The 23,140-nt window shown below is 45.6% G+C and carries 20 protein-coding genes; 15 read left to right on the top strand and 5 right to left on the bottom strand.

Annotation, left to right across the window (positions count from 1 at the left end; genetic code table 11):
- Positions 1–159: 159 nt before the first annotated feature.
- From ubiE to tatC, 6 genes are all read left to right on the top strand, one after another.
- Positions 160–942, top strand: a complete 783-nt coding sequence (ubiE, locus tag ACQEXS_RS18205; protein ID WP_427014764.1) for a bifunctional demethylmenaquinone methyltransferase/2-methoxy-6-polyprenyl-1,4-benzoquinol methylase UbiE — start codon at positions 160–162, stop codon at positions 940–942.
- Positions 943–951: 9 nt separating this feature from the next.
- Positions 952–1,557: a ubiquinone biosynthesis accessory factor UbiJ gene (locus ACQEXS_RS18200; protein WP_427014763.1), complete on the top strand. Its 606-nt coding sequence runs from the start codon at positions 952–954 to the stop codon at positions 1,555–1,557.
- Positions 1,554–3,191, top strand: coding sequence for a ubiquinone biosynthesis regulatory protein kinase UbiB (ubiB, locus tag ACQEXS_RS18195; protein WP_427014762.1), 1,638 nt, complete (start codon positions 1,554–1,556; stop codon positions 3,189–3,191). The genes ACQEXS_RS18200 and ubiB overlap by 4 nt, the downstream gene beginning before the upstream one ends.
- Before the next feature lie 49 nt (positions 3,192–3,240).
- Positions 3,241–3,486: a Sec-independent protein translocase subunit TatA gene (gene tatA, locus ACQEXS_RS18190; RefSeq protein WP_367987643.1), complete on the top strand. Its 246-nt coding sequence runs from the start codon at positions 3,241–3,243 to the stop codon at positions 3,484–3,486.
- Positions 3,487–3,489: 3 nt separating this feature from the next.
- A complete protein-coding gene (gene tatB / locus ACQEXS_RS18185; protein WP_367987642.1) occupies positions 3,490–3,888 on the top strand; it encodes a Sec-independent protein translocase protein TatB in 399 nt (132 codons plus the stop codon).
- A gap of 66 nt (positions 3,889–3,954) precedes the next feature.
- Positions 3,955–4,704: a twin-arginine translocase subunit TatC gene (tatC, locus tag ACQEXS_RS18180; protein WP_367987641.1), complete on the top strand. Its 750-nt coding sequence runs from the start codon at positions 3,955–3,957 to the stop codon at positions 4,702–4,704.
- Positions 4,705–4,758: 54 nt separating this feature from the next.
- On the opposite strand, the gene ACQEXS_RS18175 is transcribed toward tatC, so the two are convergent.
- Entirely contained in the window at positions 4,759–5,520 is a 762-nt protein-coding gene (locus ACQEXS_RS18175) for a TatD family hydrolase (protein ID WP_427014761.1), read from the bottom strand.
- A gap of 149 nt (positions 5,521–5,669) precedes the next feature.
- Between ACQEXS_RS18175 and hemB the strand changes: the two genes are divergently transcribed.
- The 3 genes from hemB to polA all read left to right on the top strand — a co-directional run bounded on the left by hemB (position 5,670) and on the right by polA (position 10,689).
- Positions 5,670–6,716, top strand: a complete 1,047-nt coding sequence (gene hemB / locus ACQEXS_RS18170) for a porphobilinogen synthase (protein WP_367987639.1) — start codon at positions 5,670–5,672, stop codon at positions 6,714–6,716.
- Between the two features lie 62 nt (positions 6,717–6,778).
- The gene (locus ACQEXS_RS18165) at positions 6,779–7,213 is read left to right on the top strand and encodes a GNAT family N-acetyltransferase (protein WP_367987638.1); all 435 of its coding nucleotides are present in this window, start codon (positions 6,779–6,781) and stop codon (positions 7,211–7,213) included.
- 680 nt (positions 7,214–7,893) lie between these two features.
- Positions 7,894–10,689, top strand: coding sequence for a DNA polymerase I (gene polA, locus ACQEXS_RS18160; RefSeq protein ID WP_427014760.1), 2,796 nt, complete (start codon positions 7,894–7,896; stop codon positions 10,687–10,689).
- A 721-nt stretch (positions 10,690–11,410) separates the two neighbouring features.
- Here polA and yihA read toward each other — a convergent pair.
- Complete coding sequence (yihA, locus tag ACQEXS_RS18155) at positions 11,411–12,076, bottom strand: ribosome biogenesis GTP-binding protein YihA/YsxC (RefSeq protein ID WP_427014759.1); 666 nt, start codon at positions 12,074–12,076, stop codon at positions 11,411–11,413.
- A 148-nt stretch (positions 12,077–12,224) separates the two neighbouring features.
- Here yihA and ACQEXS_RS18150 point away from each other — a divergent pair, with 148 nt between their 5' ends.
- The 5 genes from ACQEXS_RS18150 to hemN all read left to right on the top strand — a co-directional run bounded on the left by ACQEXS_RS18150 (position 12,225) and on the right by hemN (position 16,915).
- Positions 12,225–12,842, top strand: coding sequence for a c-type cytochrome (locus ACQEXS_RS18150; RefSeq protein ID WP_367987634.1), 618 nt, complete (start codon positions 12,225–12,227; stop codon positions 12,840–12,842).
- 832 nt (positions 12,843–13,674) lie between these two features.
- Positions 13,675–14,313 carry a class I SAM-dependent methyltransferase gene (locus tag ACQEXS_RS18145; protein ID WP_427014758.1) on the top strand — a complete coding sequence of 213 codons (639 nt, stop codon included), beginning with the start codon at positions 13,675–13,677 and terminating at the stop codon, positions 14,311–14,313.
- Entirely contained in the window at positions 14,313–14,867 is a 555-nt protein-coding gene (yihI, locus tag ACQEXS_RS18140) for a Der GTPase-activating protein YihI (protein WP_427014757.1), read from the top strand. Before ACQEXS_RS18145 ends, yihI begins: the two co-directional genes overlap by 1 nt.
- A gap of 9 nt (positions 14,868–14,876) precedes the next feature.
- Positions 14,877–15,365, top strand: a complete 489-nt coding sequence (locus ACQEXS_RS18135; protein WP_367987631.1) for a DUF2489 domain-containing protein — start codon at positions 14,877–14,879, stop codon at positions 15,363–15,365.
- Positions 15,366–15,526: 161 nt separating this feature from the next.
- Positions 15,527–16,915: an oxygen-independent coproporphyrinogen III oxidase gene (hemN, locus tag ACQEXS_RS18130; protein WP_367987630.1), complete on the top strand. Its 1,389-nt coding sequence runs from the start codon at positions 15,527–15,529 to the stop codon at positions 16,913–16,915.
- A 61-nt stretch (positions 16,916–16,976) separates the two neighbouring features.
- Here hemN and ilvY read toward each other — a convergent pair whose 3' ends face one another.
- Positions 16,977–17,867 carry an HTH-type transcriptional activator IlvY gene (gene ilvY, locus ACQEXS_RS18125; RefSeq protein ID WP_367987629.1) on the bottom strand — a complete coding sequence of 297 codons (891 nt, stop codon included), beginning with the start codon at positions 17,865–17,867 and terminating at the stop codon, positions 16,977–16,979.
- A 144-nt stretch (positions 17,868–18,011) separates the two neighbouring features.
- On the opposite strand from ilvY, the gene ilvC reads away from it, so the two are divergent.
- Entirely contained in the window at positions 18,012–19,496 is a 1,485-nt protein-coding gene (gene ilvC / locus ACQEXS_RS18120) for a ketol-acid reductoisomerase (RefSeq protein ID WP_427014756.1), read from the top strand.
- 115 nt (positions 19,497–19,611) lie between these two features.
- On the opposite strand, the gene ubiK is transcribed toward ilvC, so the two are convergent.
- Positions 19,612–19,863: a ubiquinone biosynthesis accessory factor UbiK gene (gene ubiK / locus ACQEXS_RS18115; protein ID WP_367987627.1), complete on the bottom strand. Its 252-nt coding sequence runs from the start codon at positions 19,861–19,863 to the stop codon at positions 19,612–19,614.
- Between the two features lie 152 nt (positions 19,864–20,015).
- Positions 20,016–23,138, bottom strand: a complete 3,123-nt coding sequence (vmeD, locus tag ACQEXS_RS18110) for a multidrug efflux RND transporter permease subunit VmeD (RefSeq protein ID WP_427014755.1) — start codon at positions 23,136–23,138, stop codon at positions 20,016–20,018.
- Between the last annotated feature and the right edge of the window lie 2 nt (positions 23,139–23,140).

Genomic DNA, 23,140 nt, shown 5'->3' with positions numbered 1-23,140 from the left:
TGCACCATTTGGTTGCACAATCGTAACGAAGTTTGATGGATAATTAAGAGCTTGAGAAAGACATCGCTCTGCGGATAAAGTAAACTAATCGCCCGCAGTATCTGGGTCGTATCATTGTATATCGAATTTAGTGACCATACTGCTCGAAGAGGAATCAACATGACGGAAACAAGCGTGCAATCAATCAACGCAGCAGAGCATAACGAAACGACACATTTTGGTTTTACAACCGTAGCGAAAGACGAAAAAGTCGCAAAAGTTGCTGAGGTATTTCACTCAGTCGCTGCGAAATACGACATTATGAATGACCTAATGTCTGGCGGTATTCATCGACTTTGGAAGCGTTTTACCATTGATTGCAGTGGTGCACGTCCGGGACAGCGCATTTTAGACTTAGGTGGCGGTACTGGTGATTTGACAGCAAAGTTCTCTCGTATCGTCGGTGATAAAGGCCATGTCATTTTGGCTGATATCAATAATTCGATGCTAAACGTTGGTCGAGATAAGCTGCGCGATACGGGGATTGTCGGTAACGTCCATTATGTGCAGGCGAACGCTGAAGAGCTGCCTTTCCCGGATGATTACTTTGATGCGATTACTATCAGTTTTTGTCTTCGTAACGTGACCGACAAAGACAAAGCGCTGCGTTCGATGTATCGCGTACTCAAGCCAGGCGGTCGCCTGTTGGTACTTGAATTCTCCAAGCCGATTCTAGATCCTCTGTCCAAAGTATATGACGCGTACTCATTCCACCTATTGCCAAAAATGGGTGAGTTGGTGGCAAATGATGCGGAAAGTTACCGTTACCTTGCTGAATCTATCCGTATGCACCCGGATCAAGAAACCTTGAAAGGGATGATGGATGAAGCTGGCTTTGAACAGACCAGCTACTACAACCTAACAGGTGGCATTGTTGCATTGCACCGTGGTTACAAATTCTAAGGAAACGTCATGCCTTTTGAACCTCTTGTCACCGCGGTTATTGAAACAACATTGAATACCTTGATCAAAGACGACCCTGAATTGGGTCGTCGTTTGTCTCGCCTAAAAGGTCAGGTGATCCAAATTCATCTCAAAGAAGTGGATAAAACTCTGACCTTTATCTTCAGTCAGCAAATTGATGTGCTGGCGAATTATGAAGGTGAGCCTGACTGCTATTTGTCACTGAACTTGTCTGTGTTGCCAGAGTTACGTGATCAATCCAACATCACCAAACTGATCAAACAAGACAAAGTGGTGCTGGAAGGCGATATTCAACTGGCGCAAAAATTCTCGCAACTCATGACCGATTGCAAGCCCGATATTGAAGAGTGGTTATCGCGTCTAACGGGTGATGTCGTCGCACATACCTTGGTCCAAGGTGTTAACAATGTGGGGCAGTTCGCTAAATCACGTTTTATCAAACACCAGAACCACTTAGCACAAGTGATCACTGAAGAGTGGAAACTGGCACCAGCACCACTTGAAGTCGCGTACTTCTGTGATCAAGTGGATGAAGTGAAAAGCCAGGCGGCACGCATTGAAGCACAGTTGCAACGCCTGCTGGAGAAAGCATGACCCCAACTGAGTTAAAGCGTCTCTATCACATTATCAAAGTTCAGCTTGAATATGGGCTGGATGAGTTGTTGCCGAGTGAGCATCAATTGACTAAAGCGCCATTGCTGGCTCGTAAGTCACTATTCTGGATTAAGAATAAGCATCCAGAGAAACCACTGGGTGAGCGTCTACGTCTGGCTTTACAAGAGTTAGGCCCGGTGTGGATTAAGTTTGGTCAGATGATGTCGACGCGCCGTGATTTATTTCCTCCGCATATCGCTGACCCATTGGCAATGCTGCAAGATCAAGTCTCTTCTTTTGACGGTGAACTGGCTCGTGAGCAAATAGAAATCGCATTAGGTGGCAATTTAGACCAGTGGTTTGTGGATTTCGATAGTGTACCACTCGCCTCGGCTTCCATTGCGCAGGTGCATACGGCAAGGCTGAAAGAGACTAACCAAGAAGTGGTATTAAAGGTCATTCGGCCAGATATTCGCCCGGTCATTGATGCAGATCTAAAACTGATGTATCGCATGGCGCGTATAGTCGCCAAAGCGTTGCCTGAAGCACGTCGTTTAAAACCCGTTGAAGTGGTGCGTGAATACGAAAAAACACTGCTAGATGAACTGGATTTACGTCGTGAGGCTGCCAATGCAATTCAGCTGCGCCGCAACTTTGAAGGCAGTGAAGAATTGTACGTTCCTGAAGTTATTACTGACTTCAGTAATGAAACTGTCATGGTTTCTGAGCGAATATACGGTATCCAGGTATCGGACATTGAAGGCCTAAAGGCCAACGGCACCAACATGAAGCTTCTTGCTGAACGTGGTGTTAGCGTGTTCTTTACTCAGGTGTTCCGTGACAGTTTTTTCCATGCGGACATGCATCCGGGGAATGTGTTTGTAAAGCCTGAGCATCCAGAGAACCCTCAGTGGATTGGTCTCGATTGTGGCATTGTTGGTACGTTGAACAACGAAGACAAGCGTTATTTAGCGGAAAACTTTCTTGCTTTTTTCAATCGTGATTATCGTCGTGTGGCAGAATTGCATGTTGAATCTGGTTGGGTTCCACGTGAAACCAATATTGATGAATTTGAATTCGCCATTCGTATTGTGTGTGAACCAATATTCGCCAAACCGCTGTGTGAAATTTCGTTTGGTCATGTATTACTGAACTTGTTCAACACCGCAAGACGTTTCCATATGGAAGTGCAACCTCAGCTGGTCTTGTTGCAAAAAACCTTGTTGTACGTGGAAGGTTTAGGGCGTCAGCTTTACCCACAATTGGACTTATGGGCAACGGCGAAACCATTCCTAGAAACGTGGATGATGAATCAGGTCGGGCCGCAGGCGGTGATTAATGCGGTGAAAGACCGTGCGCCATTCTGGGCTGAAAAATTGCCAGAACTACCGGAGCTGCTTTATGACAGCTTAAGGCAGGGTAAAGCGATGAATCAACGTATTGATCAGCTTTATCAAGGTTACCGTGCTAGCAAGCGTCAGCAGGCGACCGGAAGATTTTTATTTGGCGTTGGCGCCACATTGGTCGTATGCTCGGCCATACTGGTGAATAACGCTTATGAGCAGCTGTCATTGTTGAGTGCCGCAGGTGGTGTCACATTTTGGCTGTTTAGTTGGCGAGCTTATCGTCGTTAGACGTTAAACTCTTTAGATAATTTGTTTAATAAGACCCGAGGTAAAAAGAATGGGTGGTATTAGTATTTGGCAACTTTTGATCATTGCTGTCATTGTCGTTCTGCTGTTTGGTACAAAGAAACTTCGCAACATTGGTGGCGATCTAGGTAGTGCAGTCAAAGGCTTCAAGAAAGCGATGAACGATGAAGATGCGTCAAAGAAAGATGAAAAAGATGCAGATTTCGAACCAAAAAATCTAGAGCAGCAGAAAACAGAAGCGACTGCTGAAACTAAGAAAGACAAAGAGCAGGCGTAACACGTGTTTGATATCGGTTTTTGGGAACTGGTATTAATATCTGTCGTTGGGCTGGTGGTTCTTGGGCCGGAGCGTTTGCCTCATGCAATTCGCAGCGTGTCTCGATTTGTCAGTGCAGCTAAAAGCATGGCAAATAATGTGAAAGATGAAATTTCACATGAGCTTAAGGTTCAGGAACTACAGGAAAATCTGCGCAAGGCGGAAAAAATGGGGATGGAAGATCTGTCTCCAGAGTTGAAGTCTTCCGTTGAACAGCTTAAGCAGGCAGCTCAGGATGTACAGCGTCCTTACGAAAGTAAGCCTGAAGAGACGCCTAAGCCGGTTGAGCCAAAGCAAGATAACGTTGAGTCTATCTCGACAGCGCAACCTTCTGAGTCTGTGGCAGATAAGAAAGCCGAATAGTCTCTCCCTGTATAGGAGCTGCATTAACATGCGGCTCCTGTTGATCTATGCATTACGAGGTTTGATATGTCTTCTGTAGAGCAGACACAACCTTTAATCAGTCATTTATTAGAATTACGTAATCGACTGTTAAAAGCGCTACTAGCGGTGCTTGTGGTGTTTGTTGGTTTGATTTATTTTTCCAACGACATCTATGAGTTTGTCTCGAAACCACTAGTAGAGAGGTTGCCAGAAGGGGCAACCATGATCGCGACAGATGTCGCATCGCCTTTCTTTACCCCGTTAAAACTAACTCTGATTGCGTCGGTGTTTGTCGCCGTTCCGATGATCCTATATCAGGTGTGGGCATTTGTGGCTCCGGGGCTGTATAAGCACGAGCGCAAGCTGATCATGCCATTGATGTTTTCCAGTTCGCTGCTGTTTTACTGTGGTGTCGCCTTTGCTTATTTCGTGGTGTTTCCGCTGGTATTTGGTTTCTTTACCGCGATTTCACTAGGTGGTGTGGAATTCGCAACGGACATTTCGAGCTATCTCGATTTTGTGTTGGCTCTGTTCCTTGCATTTGGTATCGCATTTGAAGTGCCGGTGGCGATCATTTTGTTGTGTTGGACAGGAGCAACAGATCCGCAAAGCCTGCGAGAAAAGCGCCCTTATATTGTGGTGATTGCGTTTATTGTCGGCATGTTACTCACGCCTCCGGATATGATTTCCCAAACCTTACTCGCCATACCAATGTGTTTGCTGTTTGAGGTTGGTCTGTTCTTTGCGCGTTTCTATGTTCGCAAAGAGGAAGAAGAAACCGAAGCGGAAGAGTAATAAAAATGGATTAAAAAAGGTTGGCTTGAGCCAACCTTTTTTTGTGTCTGTTAGTTAGAGCTGGAATAAGCGTTTCGCGTTATTGGTCGTGAGGTTATCCACTTCTGACGTTGTGAGATCACGCAGTTCAGCAACGCGCTGTGCCACTAATTGGGTGTAAGCTGGCTCGTTGCGTTTGCCTCGATGGGGCACTGGCGCAAGATAAGGGCAATCCGTTTCTAAGATGACATAGTCCATATCCAGGTGTGGGATCACTTTGTCCATACCGCCATTTTTAAAAGTGGACACTCCGCCAAGCCCTAAGTGAAAACCTAAGTCATTAATTGCTTTTGCTTCTTCAATGCTGCCGCCGAAGCAGTGAAATACCCCGGCGAGTGAACCGTCCTGCTCTTGCTTGAGTAAAGCCAGGGTTTCTTTAATTGAATCCCGCGTGTGGATCACCACAGGGAGCTTCATTTCTTTTGCCCAATTAAGCTGAGTGACAAACGCCATCTCCTGTTCAGCGCGAAATGTCTTATCCCAATACAAATCAATGCCAATTTCTCCGACTGCGATGAAATTGTGTTTCTCAAACCAGCTATGAATAGTCGCTAAGGTTTGTTTTACGTTGGCATCGACGTAGCAAGGGTGCAAGCCCATCATAGAGCGGCATATTGTTGGATAACGCGCCTCAGTCGTGAGCATAGGTTCAATGGAGTCCAGATCGATGTTTGGTAACAGAATGGTATCCACACCTTGTTCTAGCGCACGTTGCACGACGTCGTCGCGATCGTTATCAAACTCTGTGGCGTATATATGGGCGTGGGTATCGATCATGGTGGTTCCTTGCTAACGTGTGTTGGAACATGAGTATACGGCAGTGTGAGCATGAGGTCATTTTTTGGATTTTGTTCGATTGCCGCTAGCGTCTCGAAACGAGAGTGATATGATTTCGCCAGCACTTTCACCAGATGAAGGAGAATAGAGTGTCAGTTTCCATTCAAGGCCAATTCCCAGGTCGCCGTATGCGTCGTCTGCGCAAACATGATTTTAGTCGCCGTCTGATGGCAGAAAACCAGCTTTCAGTGAATGACTTGATTTACCCGATGTTTATTTTAATGGGTAAGGACCGTCGTGAGCAGGTGGAGTCAATGCCGGGTATTGAACGTCTGTCTATTGATCTGATGTTGGAAGAAGCGCAGTACCTAGCCAACTTAGGTGTGCCTGCGATTGCTCTGTTCCCTGTGGTGAACCAAGACGCAAAAAGCCTTTGTGCTGCAGAAGCGTATAACCCAGAAGGTTTGGTGCAACGTGCCGTTCGAGCATTGAAAGAGCATGTGCCACAAATGGGTGTGATCACCGATGTTGCTCTTGACCCGTTTACCACACATGGCCAAGACGGCATCATCGATGACGAAGGTTACGTACTGAATGATGAAACCACTGAAGTGTTGATCAAACAGGCGCTTTCTCATGCTGAAGCGGGCGCAGATGTAGTGGCACCATCCGACATGATGGATGGCCGAATTGGTGCCATTCGCCAAGCGCTGGAAGAAGCAGGGCACATTAATACACAAATCATGGCGTATTCAGCCAAGTATGCTTCATGCTACTACGGCCCATTCCGTGATGCTGTCGGATCTGCTTCAAACCTAAAAGGCGGCAACAAAAAGAACTATCAGATGGATCCGGCCAATAGCGATGAAGCCATACATGAAGTGGCAATGGACGTGAATGAAGGCGCAGATATGGTGATGGTCAAACCGGGCATGCCATACCTTGACGTCGTTCGCCGTGTAAAATCTGAACTTCAAGTACCAACTTTTGCTTATCAGGTGTCAGGTGAATATGCGATGCATAAGGCTGCCTTTGCGAATGGCTGGTTACAAGAGCGTGCAACGGTGTTGGAGTCCTTACTGTGTTTCAAACGCGCAGGGGCAGATGGCATTCTGACCTACTTTGCTAAAGATGTGGCTGAGTGGTTAGCAGAAGAAAATGCGCAAGCAGCTCAATTCTTAAATGATGATGCTTAAAGTGTAAAGACTACGTATAAAGGCTAGCATCGCGCTGGCCTTTTTATTTGAGGTAGAGAGTGATGAGTATTACCTGTCGTATCGGTACGCTGGAAGAGTGTGTTGCTGTAGTTGAACAAGTGGATGAGTTTGTAAGGAAAGAAACCGTAGCAAGCTTGCAAGCGCGTCTTGATGGCAAGACACACCTTGTTTTGGTAGCAGAAGAGCAGGGGCAGCTACTGGGTTTTAAGATCGGCTACCAATTGGATGAAGAGACGTTCTACAGCTGGTTTGGTGGCGTTGCTCCGGCTGCAAGAAATAAAGGCATTGCGCAGTTGCTGCTGGATGAACAAGAAAGTAGCTTGCGTAAGCAAGGCTATCAAGCCGTAAAAGTGAAATCGCGCAATCAATTTCCAGCAATGCTTAGATTATTGTTGAGAAACTCTTATCTTATTGAAAAATTTGAAGAAAAGGAACCATTGCTAGAATCTCGCATTCATTTTGTGAAGCAACTTTAAGCTGATGAAAAAAATAAATGAGATTTTTTCTCATTTAGGTGTTGACGAGCTAAATGAGAATGATTACTATTAATCTCGTCTTAGGGAATGAGTAAAGTTCACAGGGACGTTGATTAACCGCTTAACTTCAGTGTTGACAGGTCATGAAACATTACTCGAAGAACTTGCACGAATTCTTTTTGACACGACATTGCTCACATTGCTTCCAGTGTAATTTATAGCTTTATGGCAAAGCAGAATATTCACCAGAATTAGCTTTGACCCCTTTTTGCTAGGCGACATCATTCGATGTCGCTTTTTTTATGCCTGATCGTTTGCGCAAACACCCGGTTGCACAAAAGGACACCAATAGTCTTTTCCACAATAGAAGATCGTTAAAAGATCTCGCCATCAATGATCGATCTTTGTTTATCCTCTTTTTAATCAAGTGCTTATGTCCAATATTTAATGGTTTTCTACCTTTTGTATAACCAGTGGATAAAAACTATAAACAGAGTTATCCACAGACGACTAGGCGGCTGTGGAAGGCATATGAATCAGGAGGAATGAGTCAAAACTTAAATAGTATAGACACGATATTGCAACTGTGTGGGTGTATTCACGCATTAACATGGCATCACTTTGCTAGACGTGGCATGCTAAGCACCTATTTTTGCATTTGCTTTGGACAATGAAAGACTATGGCTCGCATTCCAGATAATCCTCTGATCCTGATTGATGGATCGTCTTACCTTTATCGTGCATTTCACGCTTACCCAGGCACCATGAGTAACGGCGACATTCCGACCAACGCTGTCTATGGTGTGGTAAACATGCTGCGTAGCATGATGCGTCAGTTTTCGTCTGACCGTATTGCTGTCGTGTTTGATGCCAAAGGAAAGACGTTCCGTGATGATATGTATCCGGAATACAAAGCCAATCGTCCACCGATGCCAGACGATCTGCGTTGCCAGATTGAACCATTACACAACGTTATCCGTGCAATGGGGCTACCTTTGATTTCCATTGCAGGCGTTGAAGCCGATGATGTGATCGGGACACTTGCACATCAAGCGTCACAAGCAGGCATACCTGTTCTTATCAGTACGGGTGATAAAGATATGGCTCAGCTGGTGGACGAAAATGTCACACTGATCAACACCATGACCAATGTGGTGTTGGATCGTGAAGGGGTGATTGAAAAGTTTGGTATCCCACCAGAACTGATCATCGATTACTTGGCACTGATGGGCGATAAAGTGGATAACATCCCTGGTGTCCCTGGCGTTGGTGACAAGACCGCAACCGCTTTATTACAAGGGATTGGTGGTCTGGATAAGCTGTATGACAACCTCGATGATATTGCACCGCTTGGTTTCCGTGGTTCGAAAACCATGGCGAAGAAGCTGATCGAACATAAAGAAAATGCACAGCTGTCCTATGAACTGGCGACCATTAAGCTTGATGTTGAACTCGAAGAAACACCAGAATCCCTACTAAAAGCGGAACCAAACAAAGACGAACTGATTAAACTTTACGGTCAGTTAGTGTTCAAGTCATGGCTCAATGAGCTATTAGATGGCGGTAACGGCGTAGTAGAGGCGGATGAAAAATCGGGCGCTGCAACGGGTGCTGCGAAAGCATCAAGTGGCGCAGATATGGACACTTCAGCAGTGACTATCGATCGCAGTAAGTATGAAACTATTCTGGATGAAGCGAGCTTTAACGCGTGGCTAGAGAAGCTAAAAACCGCAGAAGTCTTCGCCTTTGATACAGAAACTGACAGTCTTGATTATATGGTTGCCAATTTAGTGGGCTTGTCATTTGCAACAGAAGAAGGTGTGGCAGCTTATGTGCCAGTGGCGCACGACTACTTAGATGCTCCAGAACAACTTGACCGTGACTGGGTGCTTGAGCAACTCAAGCCGATTCTTGAAGATGATGCTCAGGCTAAAGTCGGTCAAAACCTCAAATACGATGCCAGTGTGTTAGCGCGTTACGGCATTGAAATGAAGGGTATTAAGCATGACACCATGCTGGCTTCTTACGTCTATAACAGTGTTGGTGGCAAGCACGACATGGACAGCTTGGCACTGCGTTTCTTGCAACACAGCTGCATCTCTTTTGAGCAGATCGCCGGTAAAGGTAAGAACCAACTGATCTTTAACCAAATTGAGCTGGATGAAGCATCGCCATATGCGGCGGAAGATGCCGATGTGACATTGCGCCTGCATCACCGTTTGTTTGCTAACTTAGAACAAGATGAAAAGCTTAAGGCGATCTATCAAGATATCGAAGTTCCATTAGTGCCAGTGCTGTCACGCATTGAGCGTACTGGGGTGTTGATTGATGACATGAAGCTGGCGGCGCAGTCGCAAGAGATCGCCCAACGACTCGATGAGCTCGAGAAAGAAGCGTTTGAGATCGCTGAGCAAGAGTTCAATATGAATTCACCAAAGCAGCTGCAAGCGCTCCTATTTGAAAAAATGGGACTGCCAGTGATCAAGAAAACCCCTTCAGGTACTCCTTCGACCAATGAAGAAGTGCTGCAAGAGCTGGCATTGGATTACCCGCTACCGAAACGCATTCTGGAATACCGTGGCTTGGCAAAGCTGAAATCAACCTATACTGATAAGCTGCCTAAAATGATCAACCCAGAAACGGGTCGAGTACATACCTCTTACCACCAAGCAGTCACTGCAACAGGTCGTTTGTCTTCTACTGATCCAAACTTACAAAATATTCCAATTCGTAATGAAGAAGGCCGCCGTATTCGTCAGGCATTTATTGCTCCGCATGGCTATAAAATTATGGCTGTCGATTACTCTCAGATTGAACTGCGTATTATGGCGCACTTGTCTGGGGATAAAGCGCTATTAGAAGCTTTCCAACAAGGTAAAGATATCCATGCTGCAACAGCGGCTGAAATCATGGGTGTTAGCATCGAACAGGTGAGTGCTGAGCAGCGACGTCGTGCGAAAGCGGTGAACTTTGGTCTGATTTACGGCATGAGTGCGTTTGGCTTAGCCAAACAATTGGGCATTCCACGTGGTGAAGCACAAGACTACATGAACAAGTACTTTGAACGTTATCCTGGTGTCATGCAGTACATGGAAGACACCCGCAGTGCGGCAGCTGAGCAAGGGTACGTTGAAACGATTTTTGGTCGTCGTTTACACCTTCCTGAAATCAAATCACGTAATGGCATGCGTCGTAAAGCGGCAGAGCGTGCGGCTATCAACGCACCCATGCAGGGAACGGCGGCCGACATTATTAAGAAAGCGATGTTGCTTGTTGATGAATGGATTCAAAAAGAAGGCGACGGCCGCGTTAAATTACTGATGCAAGTACACGATGAACTGGTATTTGAAGTTCAAGAGTCAGCTTTAGCCGAAATTGAAACAAAAGTACAAGAATTGATGGAGTCTGCAGCGCAGTTAGATGTGCCTTTGATCGCTGAAGCAGGGCATGGAGAAAACTGGGATCAGGCTCATTAGACACTTTTTACTCAATAATGACTGATTTTCATGAGCCAGCGCACAAACGCTGGCTTTTTTTTGTTCTTAAAAAAGATAGCGAAAACAAATATTTTATGTAGCTTAATGAAACATACCTGAAAAAAAATTACAAAAACAGTTTCCATTTCTGACCAATTGTTGTACATTAATCGACGTAGGGTACAGAGGTAAGATGTTCTATCTTTCAGACCTTTTGTTTCACGTTATTGGATTAGGCTGATTCAGCCGCCCCAGTCAGTATTTGACTGGGGCGTTTTTTATTGGGCGAAAGAAAAGTTTAACTTTATGTATTGCCTAACTTTTTCACTGCTTCTTTTGTTTATCTGTTTTCACTATTTCTTCACGCTTATTCCATCACGGTGACCGCTTTTAGCTAGCGATATCTAATTGTAAGCAAAACCAATTTTGTAATTCTCTATCATTCACACTTTTGTTATTTCAAGAAGTGAAGTAACGACGAATTTATCCATTGATGTAATTTAAGTTATTGAAATTTAAGGTTATCTATATCTGCTTGATAGGTTGTATTATGGTGTGGCTCTGGTTGCAAACAAAAGCGCATTGGTGAATGCTTATCGACATAATAATAATTACCTCCTATTTCTCTCCCGTTTCCCCGCCTAGAAAGGTGGGGATTTTTATATGTGAGAGACAAAAAAGCCCTGCACTGGGGCAGGGCTGATGATTTATTACAGGATGTTTACTCTTGTTCGTCGTCAGCGTGTTGCTCTTCAACGATTTCTTCCGTAAGTGTCATCGCAAGTGCTGGAGCGAACCATTCGTCGAGTTTGTTGCGCAGTACATCAACACCAAGCCCTTTCAAAGACGAGAAAGCAGCAACATTAACATCGCCACCAAAAGCGAGTGCTGATTCACGAATTTTTAACACTTGAGCTTTGCGAGCACCACTTTTTAGCTTATCTGCTTTGGTGAGCAAGACCTGAACGGGAATACCACTATCGACGGCCCAGTAAATCAGCTGCTGGTCGAGATCCTTCATTGGATGACGAATATCCATTAGGACCACCAACCCCTTTAGGCATTGGCGCTTTTGCAGGTATTCACCGAGAGATTTTTGCCACTTTTTCTTCATTTCTAGTGGTACTTGCGCGAAGCCATATCCAGGAAGATCGACGATATGGCAGCCTTCTGTCACTTTAAACAGGTTAATAAGCTGAGTTCGGCCGGGTGTCTTGGATGTCTTAGCTAAGTTCTTTTGGTTCGTCAGTCGGTTAAGAGAGCTAGACTTACCCGCATTGGAGCGTCCCGCGAACGCAACTTCGATACCTTCATCCTCTGGCAAGTGACGAATGTCAGGTGCACTAGTGATGAAATGAGTGTTTTGATAATGAATTTTTACGCTCACTGTTAACTCCATCTCGACTTTGTGTAGTCGATTGATTACTTTTTTGTGAAATTGTGTAAAATAACCGTGCTCGGCATAAGGTCGCCTATTGTACCATGAGTGGCAACGCAGAGTGGTACCGGAAGCTTGATAATTATAATGGAATGTCATGAAGAAATTAGCGCTAATCTTTACACTATTAGCCAGCTGCTCTGTATGGGCCCAAGGCAGTATTGAAGCTGGTAAAGCAAAATCCCAAACGTGTGTTGCCTGCCATGGTGCTGACGGCAACAGTCAACTCGCTATGTATCCTAGTTTAGCTGGTCAGCATGCTAAATATATTGAGAAGCAGCTGAAAGACCTGAAATTAGGGATGACCAGTGGCGGTAAACAAGGTCGTTATGATCCTGTGATGAGTGGTATGGCTATGCCACTGTCAGAAGAGGACATGGCGGATCTGGCAGCGTATTACGCATCTTTGCCTCTTGCGCATAACACCACACCTGAAAATGTGGTTGAACGAGGTAAAGTGCTGTACAGCGCTGGTGATATGGAACGTGGTCTGACAGCATGTATCGCGTGTCATGGCCCACGTGGTGATGGTACTGAGCTCTCAGGTTTCCCGAAAATTTCTGGTCAGCATGCTGACTACATCAAAGCTCAGCTACTCAAATTCCGTGATGGTTCTCGTAACAATGATATGAATGCAATGATGCGTGATATCGCGAAGAAACTGACCGACGACGATATTGAAACACTGTCGAAATACGTTGGTGGCCTGCACTAAGTTTTCTTATTCGTTCGAGCAATGTTGTATTGAAAAAGCCTCGGTATTTCACCGAGGCTTTTTCTTTTTAAGCAAAACCTAATGGTACTTTGCGGTCAAAGTCACACTTAAAAATTCATTGAATGGGTCTAACTGTCTATTCACTTTGTAAGAGATCGCCCATTCGTTCGCAATAAACTTTCCGTACAGAAAGAAGTAACTATTTGAAATGAATGGAAATGCGTTTGCTGTTGATAAAATAAACACAAATTATTTGCTCGATAGGTTGTTTGTCAGTGCTGAAGCGGTAAAGTGAACACATCGGCAAGGAGCTGAACAAGGAATAGCAGGCCAAGGTGGCTTCCAAGGATGCAAGCAAAGGATGCTTGAGTGTGGAACGCATGGACGTTTGGTTAGCAGGATGCGAACCCGATACGGATGGTCACATTGTCTGATGGTTTAGACAGCGTAATGGAGCAGGCTAAGGATTAGCCCAGTAAACAGGACGTCATTAGGAAAGCCAAAATTCATCAGGACGATGGAAAACGACACCTTTTTGGCAGGGAAAGCTCGAAAAACAAAAGGATTATTGGGGTACACATGTGTGTACAACACAGTTTCGCCTGATAAAGGCATTTAGAAAGCGATGGGGATTTCCCATCGCTTTTTTTATTGGTTCATCCCTCTAGAACCAGTGCTCTGCTGCCATCAATTACTGTCTCCTTGCTATCTTCTCCACGAAATTCCTTCCGGTTTACGAATTTTTTCATGAATCGATGATTAATTGCACAATAGTGCTCCACTCTAAGGTCAGTTTCTGGTATGTTTCGCATCCCTGTTTGAGGATGTCTGTATGCATACATGCCCTTTATGTCGAGCGCAGGAGTCGCAATTCTATTTTGAAGATAAACATCGTGAGTATCTTCAGTGTCAGCGTTGTGAACTGGTGTTCGTCAATCCAAATCAACGGTTAGATGCAAAGGCGGAAAAAGCGCACTATGATCTGCATGAAAATGATCCCAGTGACCAAGGCTATCGCCGTTTTCTGTCCCGGATTGCTGATCCGCTGATTCAGCGCATTGCAGCCAACTCTCATGGGTTAGATTTTGGTTGTGGTCCTGGGCCAACACTCTCTTTGATGTTGCAAGAGCAGGGACACAACGTCGCGTTGTACGATATTTACTACCACCCTGATACCAGTGTGTTAGAAACAACGTATGACTTTATGACTGCTACCGAGGTGATAGAACATCTCTATCAACCTGATATCGTGTGGCAGCAATGGTTAAATTTAGTTAAGCCAGGTGGCTGGATTGGTCTGATGACCAAAATGGTCATAGATGTAGAGGCATTTGCTCGTTGGCATTACAAAAATGACTTAACTCACGTGGTCTTTTTTAGCCGCGCTACATTTGAATATCTGGCAGAGCGGGATCAGCTCGAGCTTGAATTTATTGGTAAAGATGTAATTTTACTGAGGAAGGCCCAGTAATGAGTCGTTCAAAGAAAAACCGATCAGGTGGCAATGGTGACCTGATTGTTGTACGTAACCGCACCCAATCTGATGTGGAAGGTCGTTTACGTAAGAAAGATAAAAAGCGTAAAGGTTTGAAAACGGGTACCCGTAACTCGGAAGCTAAAGCGCAAAAAGAATTGCAAGCAAAGCAAAAGCGCGATCCGCGCTTGGGCAGCAAAAAGAAAATTCCACTGATCGTTGAGACAGTGAAAAAACCAAGCAAAGCTGAGCGCCGTGTATCGGCTGAGAAAGAGCTGGAAATGCTGGAAAATGACGCTCAGTTGAACGTGTTGCTTGATCGCTTAGATAACGGTGAAAGCTTAGGTTCTGGCTTACAAAAATACGTCGATGAGAAACTCAATCGCATTGAAGTGTTGATGAAACAGTTGGGTATCTATGAAGAGCCAGAAGAAGAACTGGAAGAGGATGACGTGGTTGAGGCGCCAAAAGCTAAGGCCAAAAAAGTAGCCTCTGATGATGATCTTCTTTCCCAGTTTGAAGATCTCGATCTGAACGATTTTAAAGGGTAACGAGCCGCTATGAATGTAACCTTATTAGCCATTGCTGGTGGAGCCATCATTATTGGCTTGGCATCGTATGCAGGTTACCTTCTGCTCCAGCTTAAGAAGCAAAAGGAATTGCAGTTGCAGCACCAAAAGCTGGCAATCGACAAGCGCAATGCCAACATTTTTGAGAATGTTCAGGTGTTGTGTCTGGCCGGTATTCAAGGGCAATGTGACTTATCAGAAATCAGCATTCGTGTTTACTGCATCATGGATTATGTTCAAGGTGAAGAGCGCGTTGATTTTGATAAGCAATATCCGGCTATTTCTGAGCTGTACCATATCGTAAAAGATATGGAGCGAGGCGATGAGCGCCAAGCATTAGCCAAGAAAGAGCGCATGCAACAAAACTTAACTCGTCATAAAGCAGAGTCTCGTCTGCAAGAGGCCATCATTGAAGAACTTCAGCAATTAAAGCAGCAAGTTCAGCCTCTGAACAATCAGATCAACATCCAAATGCTTTAACTCAGCTTGATCATTGGTATTTGATGCCAGTGATCGAGTTATCAGTTCTGAACATTTATACTTAAAAAGCTTTTTCCATGCCGACGTGTACAGACACGGTGTGGCAAAATAGCCGTTCATAATTAGTATTGAACTTAATCAGTCGTAAACGGAAAAGTACCATGTCGCAGCAAGTCGTCGCTAGTCAGCAAATCGTATGGGATCAAGCCATGCTTGATAAGTACAACTACTCTGGTCCTCGCTACACCTCATACCCGACAGCGGTGGAGTTCCATGAAGCGTTCACGGTTGCCGATTACGATATGGCTTGTACGTCATATCCAGAGCGCCCACTGTCTCTTTATATTCATATCCCGTTCTGTCATAAGCTTTGTTACTACTGTGGTTGTAATAAAGTCATTACCCGTCATGCGCATAAAGCCGACGAGTACCTTGATGTTCTGGAACAAGAAATCCGCACACGAGCCGCTTTGCTGCAAGGGCGTCGTGTGACCCAACTGCATTTTGGTGGTGGCACGCCGACCTTCTTATCTGAAGAGCAGATCAGCCGCATTATGGCGATACTGCGTGGCGAATTCTTTTTTGAAGAGACCGCTGAGATCAGCATTGAAGTGGACCCACGTGAAATCGAACTGGACATGCTGGATCACCTGCGTGGTGAGGGCTTTAACCGTCTGAGTATTGGTGTTCAGGATTTTAATAAAGAAGTGCAGCAGTTGGTCAACCGTGAGCAAGATGAAGATTTCATTATTGCGATGGTTGCTCGTGCTAAAGAGCTGGGGTTCCGCTCGACTAACCTTGATTTGATTTACGGCTTGCCAAAACAAACCAAAGCTTCATTTGCTGAAACCTTAGATCAGGTTTTGAAGATGCAACCGGGTCGCTTATCTGTCTTTAACTACGCGCATATGCCTCAGCTTTTTGCAGCGCAGCGTAAGATTAAAGACGAAGATTTGCCTATCGCTGAAGAGAAAATGGCGATCCTACAATACACCATTGCGACATTGACGGATGCGGGCTACCAGTTCATCGGTATGGACCATTTTGCTCAGCCAGATGATGAGCTTGCCATTGCTCAGCGCAGTGGCATTTTGCACCGAAATTTCCAAGGTTATACGACGCAAGGTGAATGTGACTTGGTTGGATTCGGTGTGTCGGCGATTTCGATGATTGGTGATGCTTATGCACAAAACCAAAAAGAGTTGAAAAAGTACTATGCTCAGGTGAATGAGCAACGTCACGCTTTATGGAAAGGGGTATCACTCGATAGTGATGACTTACTTCGACGTGAAGTGATCAAGCAGTTGATTTGTAATTTTAAACTGGATAAAACTCAGATTGAACGCGAATTTAAGGTCGAGTTTAACCACTACTTCAAGCAAGACTTGGAATTACTGCAAACTTTTATCAATGACCAACTGGTTGAAGTGGATGAGAGTGAAATTCGTGTCACTCTGCGCGGGCGCTTGCTGATCCGCAATATCTGTATGTGCTTTGATAAGTACCTGCGAGACAAAGCACGCCAGCAACAATTTTCTCGAGTGATTTAGGCCCAATTTTCCAACTTAAAAAAGCCACGCATCGCGTGGCTTTTTTTATATTTTGGGTCACTTATGGCGCGATAAACTTACTTTGGGCAACTTGCCATAGCGCTCGAATGAGTGGGTTATCCAGTTGTGAGCGTTTGCAGCATACCCCCAGCTTAAATGGTTCAATGGAGGCAACTTTGAGTCGTTCAATTTTATCTCTGACTGGACTGTTATTGATCACCACATCTGGCGCAATACCGACTCCGCAGCCAAGAGCTACCATACTGACGATCGCCTCATGACCAGAGACTTGTGCGTATATATTGGGTTTGATTTTCATGGTTTTAAACCAGGTATTGGCGCGTTCTCTTGCCGTACCTGCTTCAGGGACGATAAAAGGAATGGTACTCCAGTTAGGTTGCTCTGCATGCAGTTGTTCGGCAAAGTTGCTGATACCACTGGGGGCGATGACCGAAAGTGGGATTTCACTGATGGTTTCAAATTCAATTCGAGCGGGCAGCTGATCGGGCAGGGCTGAGATGGCGATGTCTGCTTGGTCGGACAGCACTTTTTCTATGGCTTGTGCGGGGTCTCCCGTTGACAGCTTAAACTCAATATAAGGATGCTGAAGTCGAAATTCAGAGAGCAGCTCAGGCAGGTGGCTATAACTGGCCGTGACAGAGCAAAACAATCGGATCTCACCTTTTAATTCCTGCTCATGACCTTGAAGTAGCGCATTGTAGTTTTGCCACTCACCAAGGATTTTCATCGCCACTGGCAGCAGTTTTTTGGCCGCAGGGGTTAGCTCTACGCTGCGGTTATCACGTAAAAATAAAACCTGATGGGTTTCAGCCTCCAGTTTTTGGATTTGACGGCTTAGCGCAGAAGGGCTGATGTGCATGGTTGATGCGGTGCGGGCAAAGCTTTTACTTTCACACAAATGAATGAATAACTGCAGGCTCTTAATGTTCATCAATAGGTCATATCCGTGTTGCAAAAATTGCAATAAGTAATTGTGAATATATCACTTTAAGCAACCGAATGTCTGTTTTAGTATCAAGTCATTCGATAGTGACATATCGACCTAACGGAAAAATTCTTAAAGGAGAGCCCCACAATGGCTAACTATTTCAATACATTAAACCTTCGTCAGCAACTAGACCAACTTGGTCGTTGTCGTTTTATGGACCGCAGTGAATTCGCAACAGAAGCGGATTACCTGAAAGGTAAGAAAGTGGTTATCGTGGGTTGTGGTGCTCAGGGCCTTAACCAAGGTCTGAACATGCGTGATTCAGGTTTGGATGTTGCGTATGCACTTCGTCAAGCTGCGATCGATGAGCAGCGTCAATCTTACAAAAACGCAAAAGAGAACGGCTTTGAAGTGGGCAGCTATGAAACGCTAATTCCTCAAGCTGACCTAGTAATCAACCTTACGCCAGACAAACAGCACACTAACGTGGTTGAAACCGTAATGCCGCTAATGAAAGAAGGCGCAGCATTGGGTTACTCACACGGTTTTAACGTGGTTGAAGAAGGCATGCAAATCCGTAAAGACCTAACGGTTGTGATGGTTGCACCTAAGTGTCCGGGTACGGAAGTTCGTGAAGAATACAAACGTGGCTTTGGTGTTCCGACTCTGATTGCTGTTCACCCAGAAAATGATCCAAAAGGTGAAGGTTGGGATATCGCTAAAGCATGGGCGGCAGGTACAGGTGGTCACCGTGCTGGCTGTCTAGAGTCTTCTTTTGTTGCTGAGGTGAAGTCTGACCTTATGGGTGAGCAAACTATCCTTTGTGGTATGCTGCAAGCGGGTTCTATCGTATGTTACGAGAAGATGGTTGCAGACGGTATTGACCCAGGCTACGCAGGTAAACTGCTGCAATACGGTTGGGAAACCATCACTGAAGCACTGAAGTTTGGTGGCATCACTCATATGATGGATCGCCTATCTAACCCAGCAAAAATTAAAGCGTTTGAGCTTTCTGAAGAGCTAAAAGAGCTGATGCGTCCACTTTACAACAAGCACATGGATGACATCATCACTGGTCACTTCTCTAGCACTATGATGGCTGACTGGGCGAACGATGACGCAAACCTGCTTGGCTGGCGTGCAGAAACGGGTGAGACGGCATTTGAAAACTACCCAGAAACGAATGCAGAGATCGCTGAGCAAGAGTACTTTGATAACGGCATTCTAATGGTTGCGATGGTTCGTGCTGGTGTTGAACTGGCATTTGAAGCGATGACAGCATCGGGCATCATTGATGAGTCGGCTTACTACGAGTCTCTACACGAGCTACCATTGATTGCAAACACCATTGCACGTAAGCGTCTATACGAGATGAACGTGGTGATCTCTGACACGGCCGAATACGGTAACTACCTATTTGCGAACGTTGCAACACCGCTACTGCGTGAGAAGTTCATGCCATCTATTGCAACAGATGTGATTGGTAAAGGCCTAGGTGAAGCTTCTAACCAAGTGGACAACGCAACGCTGATTGCTGTGAACGATGCGATTCGTAACCACCCAGTTGAGTACATCGGTGAAGAGCTACGCTCATACATGAGCGACATGAAAAGAATTGCCGTTGGCGGTTAATTAAAGAACCCCAGACAGACTGGGGTCAATAAATACAAAAGAAAACACAACATCTAAATAAAAGGCTTACTCCAATGGGGTAAGCCTTTTTCTTTGGTACTAATTAAAGTCTCTGTTATTTGTCAGCCAGCTTGGTTTCCAGCTCTGCCAGTTTAGCTTCCATTTCATTCAGCTTTTGGCGAGTGCGCAACAGGACTTGTGTTTGCACATCAAACTCTTCGCGGCTAACAACGTCTAATTTGTTTAATTGACCTTGAATTACCTGACGAACTTTTTGGTCTACATCAGCGCCAAGCTCTTTAACAGGGGCTGGCATTGAGTCATGAATTTGTTTAGCGATTTGCTCTAGTTTCTTTGGGTCAAACATGATGACTAAAACTCCTTTCGATTTGTCTACATTCTATGTAATTGATACGGGAAAGTCGCTACTTGAAGAGCAAAAAAGAGACGCATTGCCATCTTAACGGTATTAAAAAAGGCCACCGAAGTGGCCTTTTGTTCTATGGCTGTCCTAACGCATTATTGCTGTTCGGCAATTTGGCGCTGTGCCGCTTTTGCTTCATCAACACGTGCTAGCTTTTCCAGATCTTTGTCTTCAACAAAAACAGGTAGTGGCTTGTGTTTCTCAGCAAGGTAGCTGTAGATCACTGGCAATACGAACAGAGTGAATAGGGTACCAATCGCTAGACCTGCCACGATAACAATACCGATACTAAAGCGCTGAGCAGCACCTGCACCAGTTGCGTACATCAGTGGGATCAGACCAGCAATCATCGCCGCTGTGGTCATTAGGATTGGACGTAGACGAACTTTAGCAGCTTCCATTACCGCATCAATACGCGATAGTTTGTTGTGGAGCTGCTCTTCTTTAGCGACTTCACAGATCAAGATACCGTGCTTGGTGATCAGGCCCACAAGGGTGATCAAACCAACTTGCGAGTAGATGTTCATCGTTGCCATACCCCAAGCCAATGCAATCAAGGCACCACATACTGCAAGTGGTACTGAAACCATGATAACAATTGGATCGCGGATGGATTCAAACTGAATCGCCAATACCAAGAAGATGATGGCAAGTGCAAGGCCGAATGTGGCGTATAGCGCACTACCTTCAGTCACAAACTGACGAGCCTCACCCATGTAGTCATGGTTGTAACCCGTAGGCAGTTTGGTTTCAGCAATGTTCTCAAACCAGTTAATCGCATCACCCATCGCTGTGCCCGGTGCAGGAACGGCACCGACAGTCGCAGAGTTGAGCTGGTTGAAGTGAGGCAGTGAGCGAGGCTCAGCCACAACATCAATGGTGATCAAGCTGCCCAGAGGAACGGCTTTACCATCAGCTGCGCGAACATAGTAGTTCTTCATCGACTCAGGGTTTAGACGCCACTTACGTTCAACTTGTGGGATCACTTCGTATGAACGGCCGTTAAGGTCGATACGGTTAACGTAGCCATCAGCCATCATGGTACCCAATGTCACACCGATGTCTTGCATGGTGACGCCATAAGCACCCGCTTTGTCTTTATCGATCTTGATTTTCATCGTCGCAGAGTCGTATTTCAAGTCGAGATCCGAGTAGACGAACATCGGGCTGGATGTCACTTCGGTCAAGATATCGCTTGCGATGGTGTACAAGCTTTCAAAGCTGTTTGGTGTGGTAACAACGAACTGGATCGGTAGACCAGAACCCGCACCTGGTAATTCTGGCATCTGGAATGCCGTTACCGCCATGCCTGGTACATCAGAAACTAAGCCACCGACACGTTTAGTGACGTCAGCTTGGCTTGCTTCACGTTGACTCCACGGCTTGAGGGTTGCTAGACCAAACGCTTGGTTTGAATTAGGCACACCAGTAAACACCTGCGCAAACTCAACTTCTGGCTGATCAGACAGAATCTTGTTCACATCATTCATGGTGTTTTGTAGGTAATCAAGGTTCGCATTTGATGGACCGGTACCCATCAAGACCACCACGCCTTTATCTTCTGAAGGTGCCAGTTCACTTGGGATGAACTTAAACAGTACAGGTAGAGAGGCGAATACGATCAGTGCAAAAGCAATGACGACAGGGCGATGAGCCATGACAGCTCGTAGCATACCTTCGTAGCGGTTGGTCATGCCTTCAAGTACATGATGCACTTTTTGCTCGAATTTGCTTGGCTTTTCATTCGCCTTCAACATTTTCGAACACATCATTGGTGAAAGCGTTAATGCCACGATACCAGAGACGAATACCGCACCGGCAAGGGTTAGGGCAAACTCTTTGAACAGTGAGCCTGTGATACCACCCATCAATGCGATTGGTGCATATACCGCACCCAGCGTTAATGTCATTGCGATAACAGGAACGGCAATTTCACGTGTACCAATGATCGCAGCACGGAATGGTGATTCGCCTTCTTTCAAATGACGGTCCACGTTTTCCAGTACCACGATGGCATCATCCACCACCAAGCCGATAGCCAGAACCATCGCAAGGAGTGTCATCAGGTTCCAAGAGAATCCCATCCCTTGCATCACCATCGCCACACCAATCAGTGAGAGTGGAATGGTAACAATTGGGATCACGACTGCTCGGAATGAACCAAGGAATAGCGTGATCACCACCAATACGATCACTGCCGCTTCAATGATGGTTTTGATAACTTCGTGAATCGACTCGTTGATTGCAATGGTTGAGTCGTACATCACGTTCATCTTGATGTTGCTTGGAAGGTTTCGCTCTAGTTGAGGGAGCAGATCCAGCACATCCGCAGCGATGTTAATTGGGTTGGCACTTGGTGCCGCGTTAATGGCAGCAACAACCGCTTCTTGTCCATTTGCACTGGCACGGTAAACGTCGTGGCTCTTCTCTAACGTCACTTTAGCGATATCACCCAAGCGGATCACTTCGCCTTCACCTGATTTCACAACCAGATTTTTCAGCTCATCCACGTTGGATACTTGAGTATCCGCGCTGCCGTTGTAGAGCACGAATTCACCAGTAACCTGACCTGTTGCTGACTGGTAGTTGTTGGCATTCAACACACCCATGACATCTGTTGCCGTCAGTTTGAGTGCCGCCATTTTCGCTGGGTCTAGCCAAACGCGAAGTGCGTATTTCATACCACCGTATAAGTCCACTTTAGAAACACCATTAATGGTGAATAGCTGTGGGTTAATTACACGTTCAAGGTAATCAGTGATCTGACTTGAAGACAACTCGTCACTGGTAAAGCCAATGTACAGTACTGCGGTGGTGGCACCGGTCGACATGGTTACGGTAGGGTCCTCTGCTTCTTTAGGAAGTTGAGAGCGTACCGAGTTGGTTTTTGCCAGAATGTCAGACAGTGCCGCATTCGGATCGGTATTGAGCTTCATGTTCACCGTGATGGTGGATTTACCCAACACCGATTGGGAAGTCATGTAGTCAATATTGTCTGCCTGCGCAACGGCCTGCTCCAATGGCTGAGTAATAAAGCCTTGGATAAGGTCGGCACTGGCACCGTAGTAACTGGTTGTCACCGTCACGACGGTATTTGTCATTTCAGGGTATTCACGAACCTGCATTTTGAACACCGCTTGTAAACCAAGCAAGGCGATCAAAAAGCTGATCGATACCGCTAAAACTGGACGTTTTATAAAAACATCAGTAAAGCGCATGA

It is taken from the genome of Vibrio sp. TRT 17S01 (assembly GCF_050113695.1).
Lineage (GTDB): Bacteria > Pseudomonadota > Gammaproteobacteria > Enterobacterales > Vibrionaceae > Vibrio.
The sequence above is the reverse complement of the archived record's forward strand: the minus strand, read 5'-3'. Positions and strand labels throughout refer to the sequence as shown.

Coding starts and splice junctions, on each gene's coding strand:
- ubiK (WP_367987627.1), bottom strand. CDS start 19,863: ATGTTTGACCCAAAGAAACTAGAGCAAATCGCTAAACAAATTCATGAC.
- ubiB (WP_427014762.1), top strand. CDS start 1,554: ATGACCCCAACTGAGTTAAAGCGTCTCTATCACATTATCAAAGTTCAG.
- ilvC (WP_427014756.1), top strand. CDS start 18,012: ATGGCTAACTATTTCAATACATTAAACCTTCGTCAGCAACTAGACCAA.
- polA (WP_427014760.1), top strand. CDS start 7,894: ATGGCTCGCATTCCAGATAATCCTCTGATCCTGATTGATGGATCGTCT.
- yihI (WP_427014757.1), top strand. CDS start 14,313: ATGAGTCGTTCAAAGAAAAACCGATCAGGTGGCAATGGTGACCTGATT.
- ubiE (WP_427014764.1), top strand. CDS start 160: ATGACGGAAACAAGCGTGCAATCAATCAACGCAGCAGAGCATAACGAA.
- ACQEXS_RS18150 (WP_367987634.1), top strand. CDS start 12,225: ATGAAGAAATTAGCGCTAATCTTTACACTATTAGCCAGCTGCTCTGTA.
- vmeD (WP_427014755.1), bottom strand. CDS start 23,138: ATGCGCTTTACTGATGTTTTTATAAAACGTCCAGTTTTAGCGGTATCG.
- ACQEXS_RS18200 (WP_427014763.1), top strand. CDS start 952: ATGCCTTTTGAACCTCTTGTCACCGCGGTTATTGAAACAACATTGAAT.
- ilvY (WP_367987629.1), bottom strand. CDS start 17,867: ATGAACATTAAGAGCCTGCAGTTATTCATTCATTTGTGTGAAAGTAAA.
- tatA (WP_367987643.1), top strand. CDS start 3,241: ATGGGTGGTATTAGTATTTGGCAACTTTTGATCATTGCTGTCATTGTC.
- ACQEXS_RS18135 (WP_367987631.1), top strand. CDS start 14,877: ATGAATGTAACCTTATTAGCCATTGCTGGTGGAGCCATCATTATTGGC.
- tatC (WP_367987641.1), top strand. CDS start 3,955: ATGTCTTCTGTAGAGCAGACACAACCTTTAATCAGTCATTTATTAGAA.
- ACQEXS_RS18175 (WP_427014761.1), bottom strand. CDS start 5,520: ATGATCGATACCCACGCCCATATATACGCCACAGAGTTTGATAACGAT.
- hemN (WP_367987630.1), top strand. CDS start 15,527: ATGTCGCAGCAAGTCGTCGCTAGTCAGCAAATCGTATGGGATCAAGCC.
- ACQEXS_RS18145 (WP_427014758.1), top strand. CDS start 13,675: ATGCATACATGCCCTTTATGTCGAGCGCAGGAGTCGCAATTCTATTTT.
- ACQEXS_RS18165 (WP_367987638.1), top strand. CDS start 6,779: ATGAGTATTACCTGTCGTATCGGTACGCTGGAAGAGTGTGTTGCTGTA.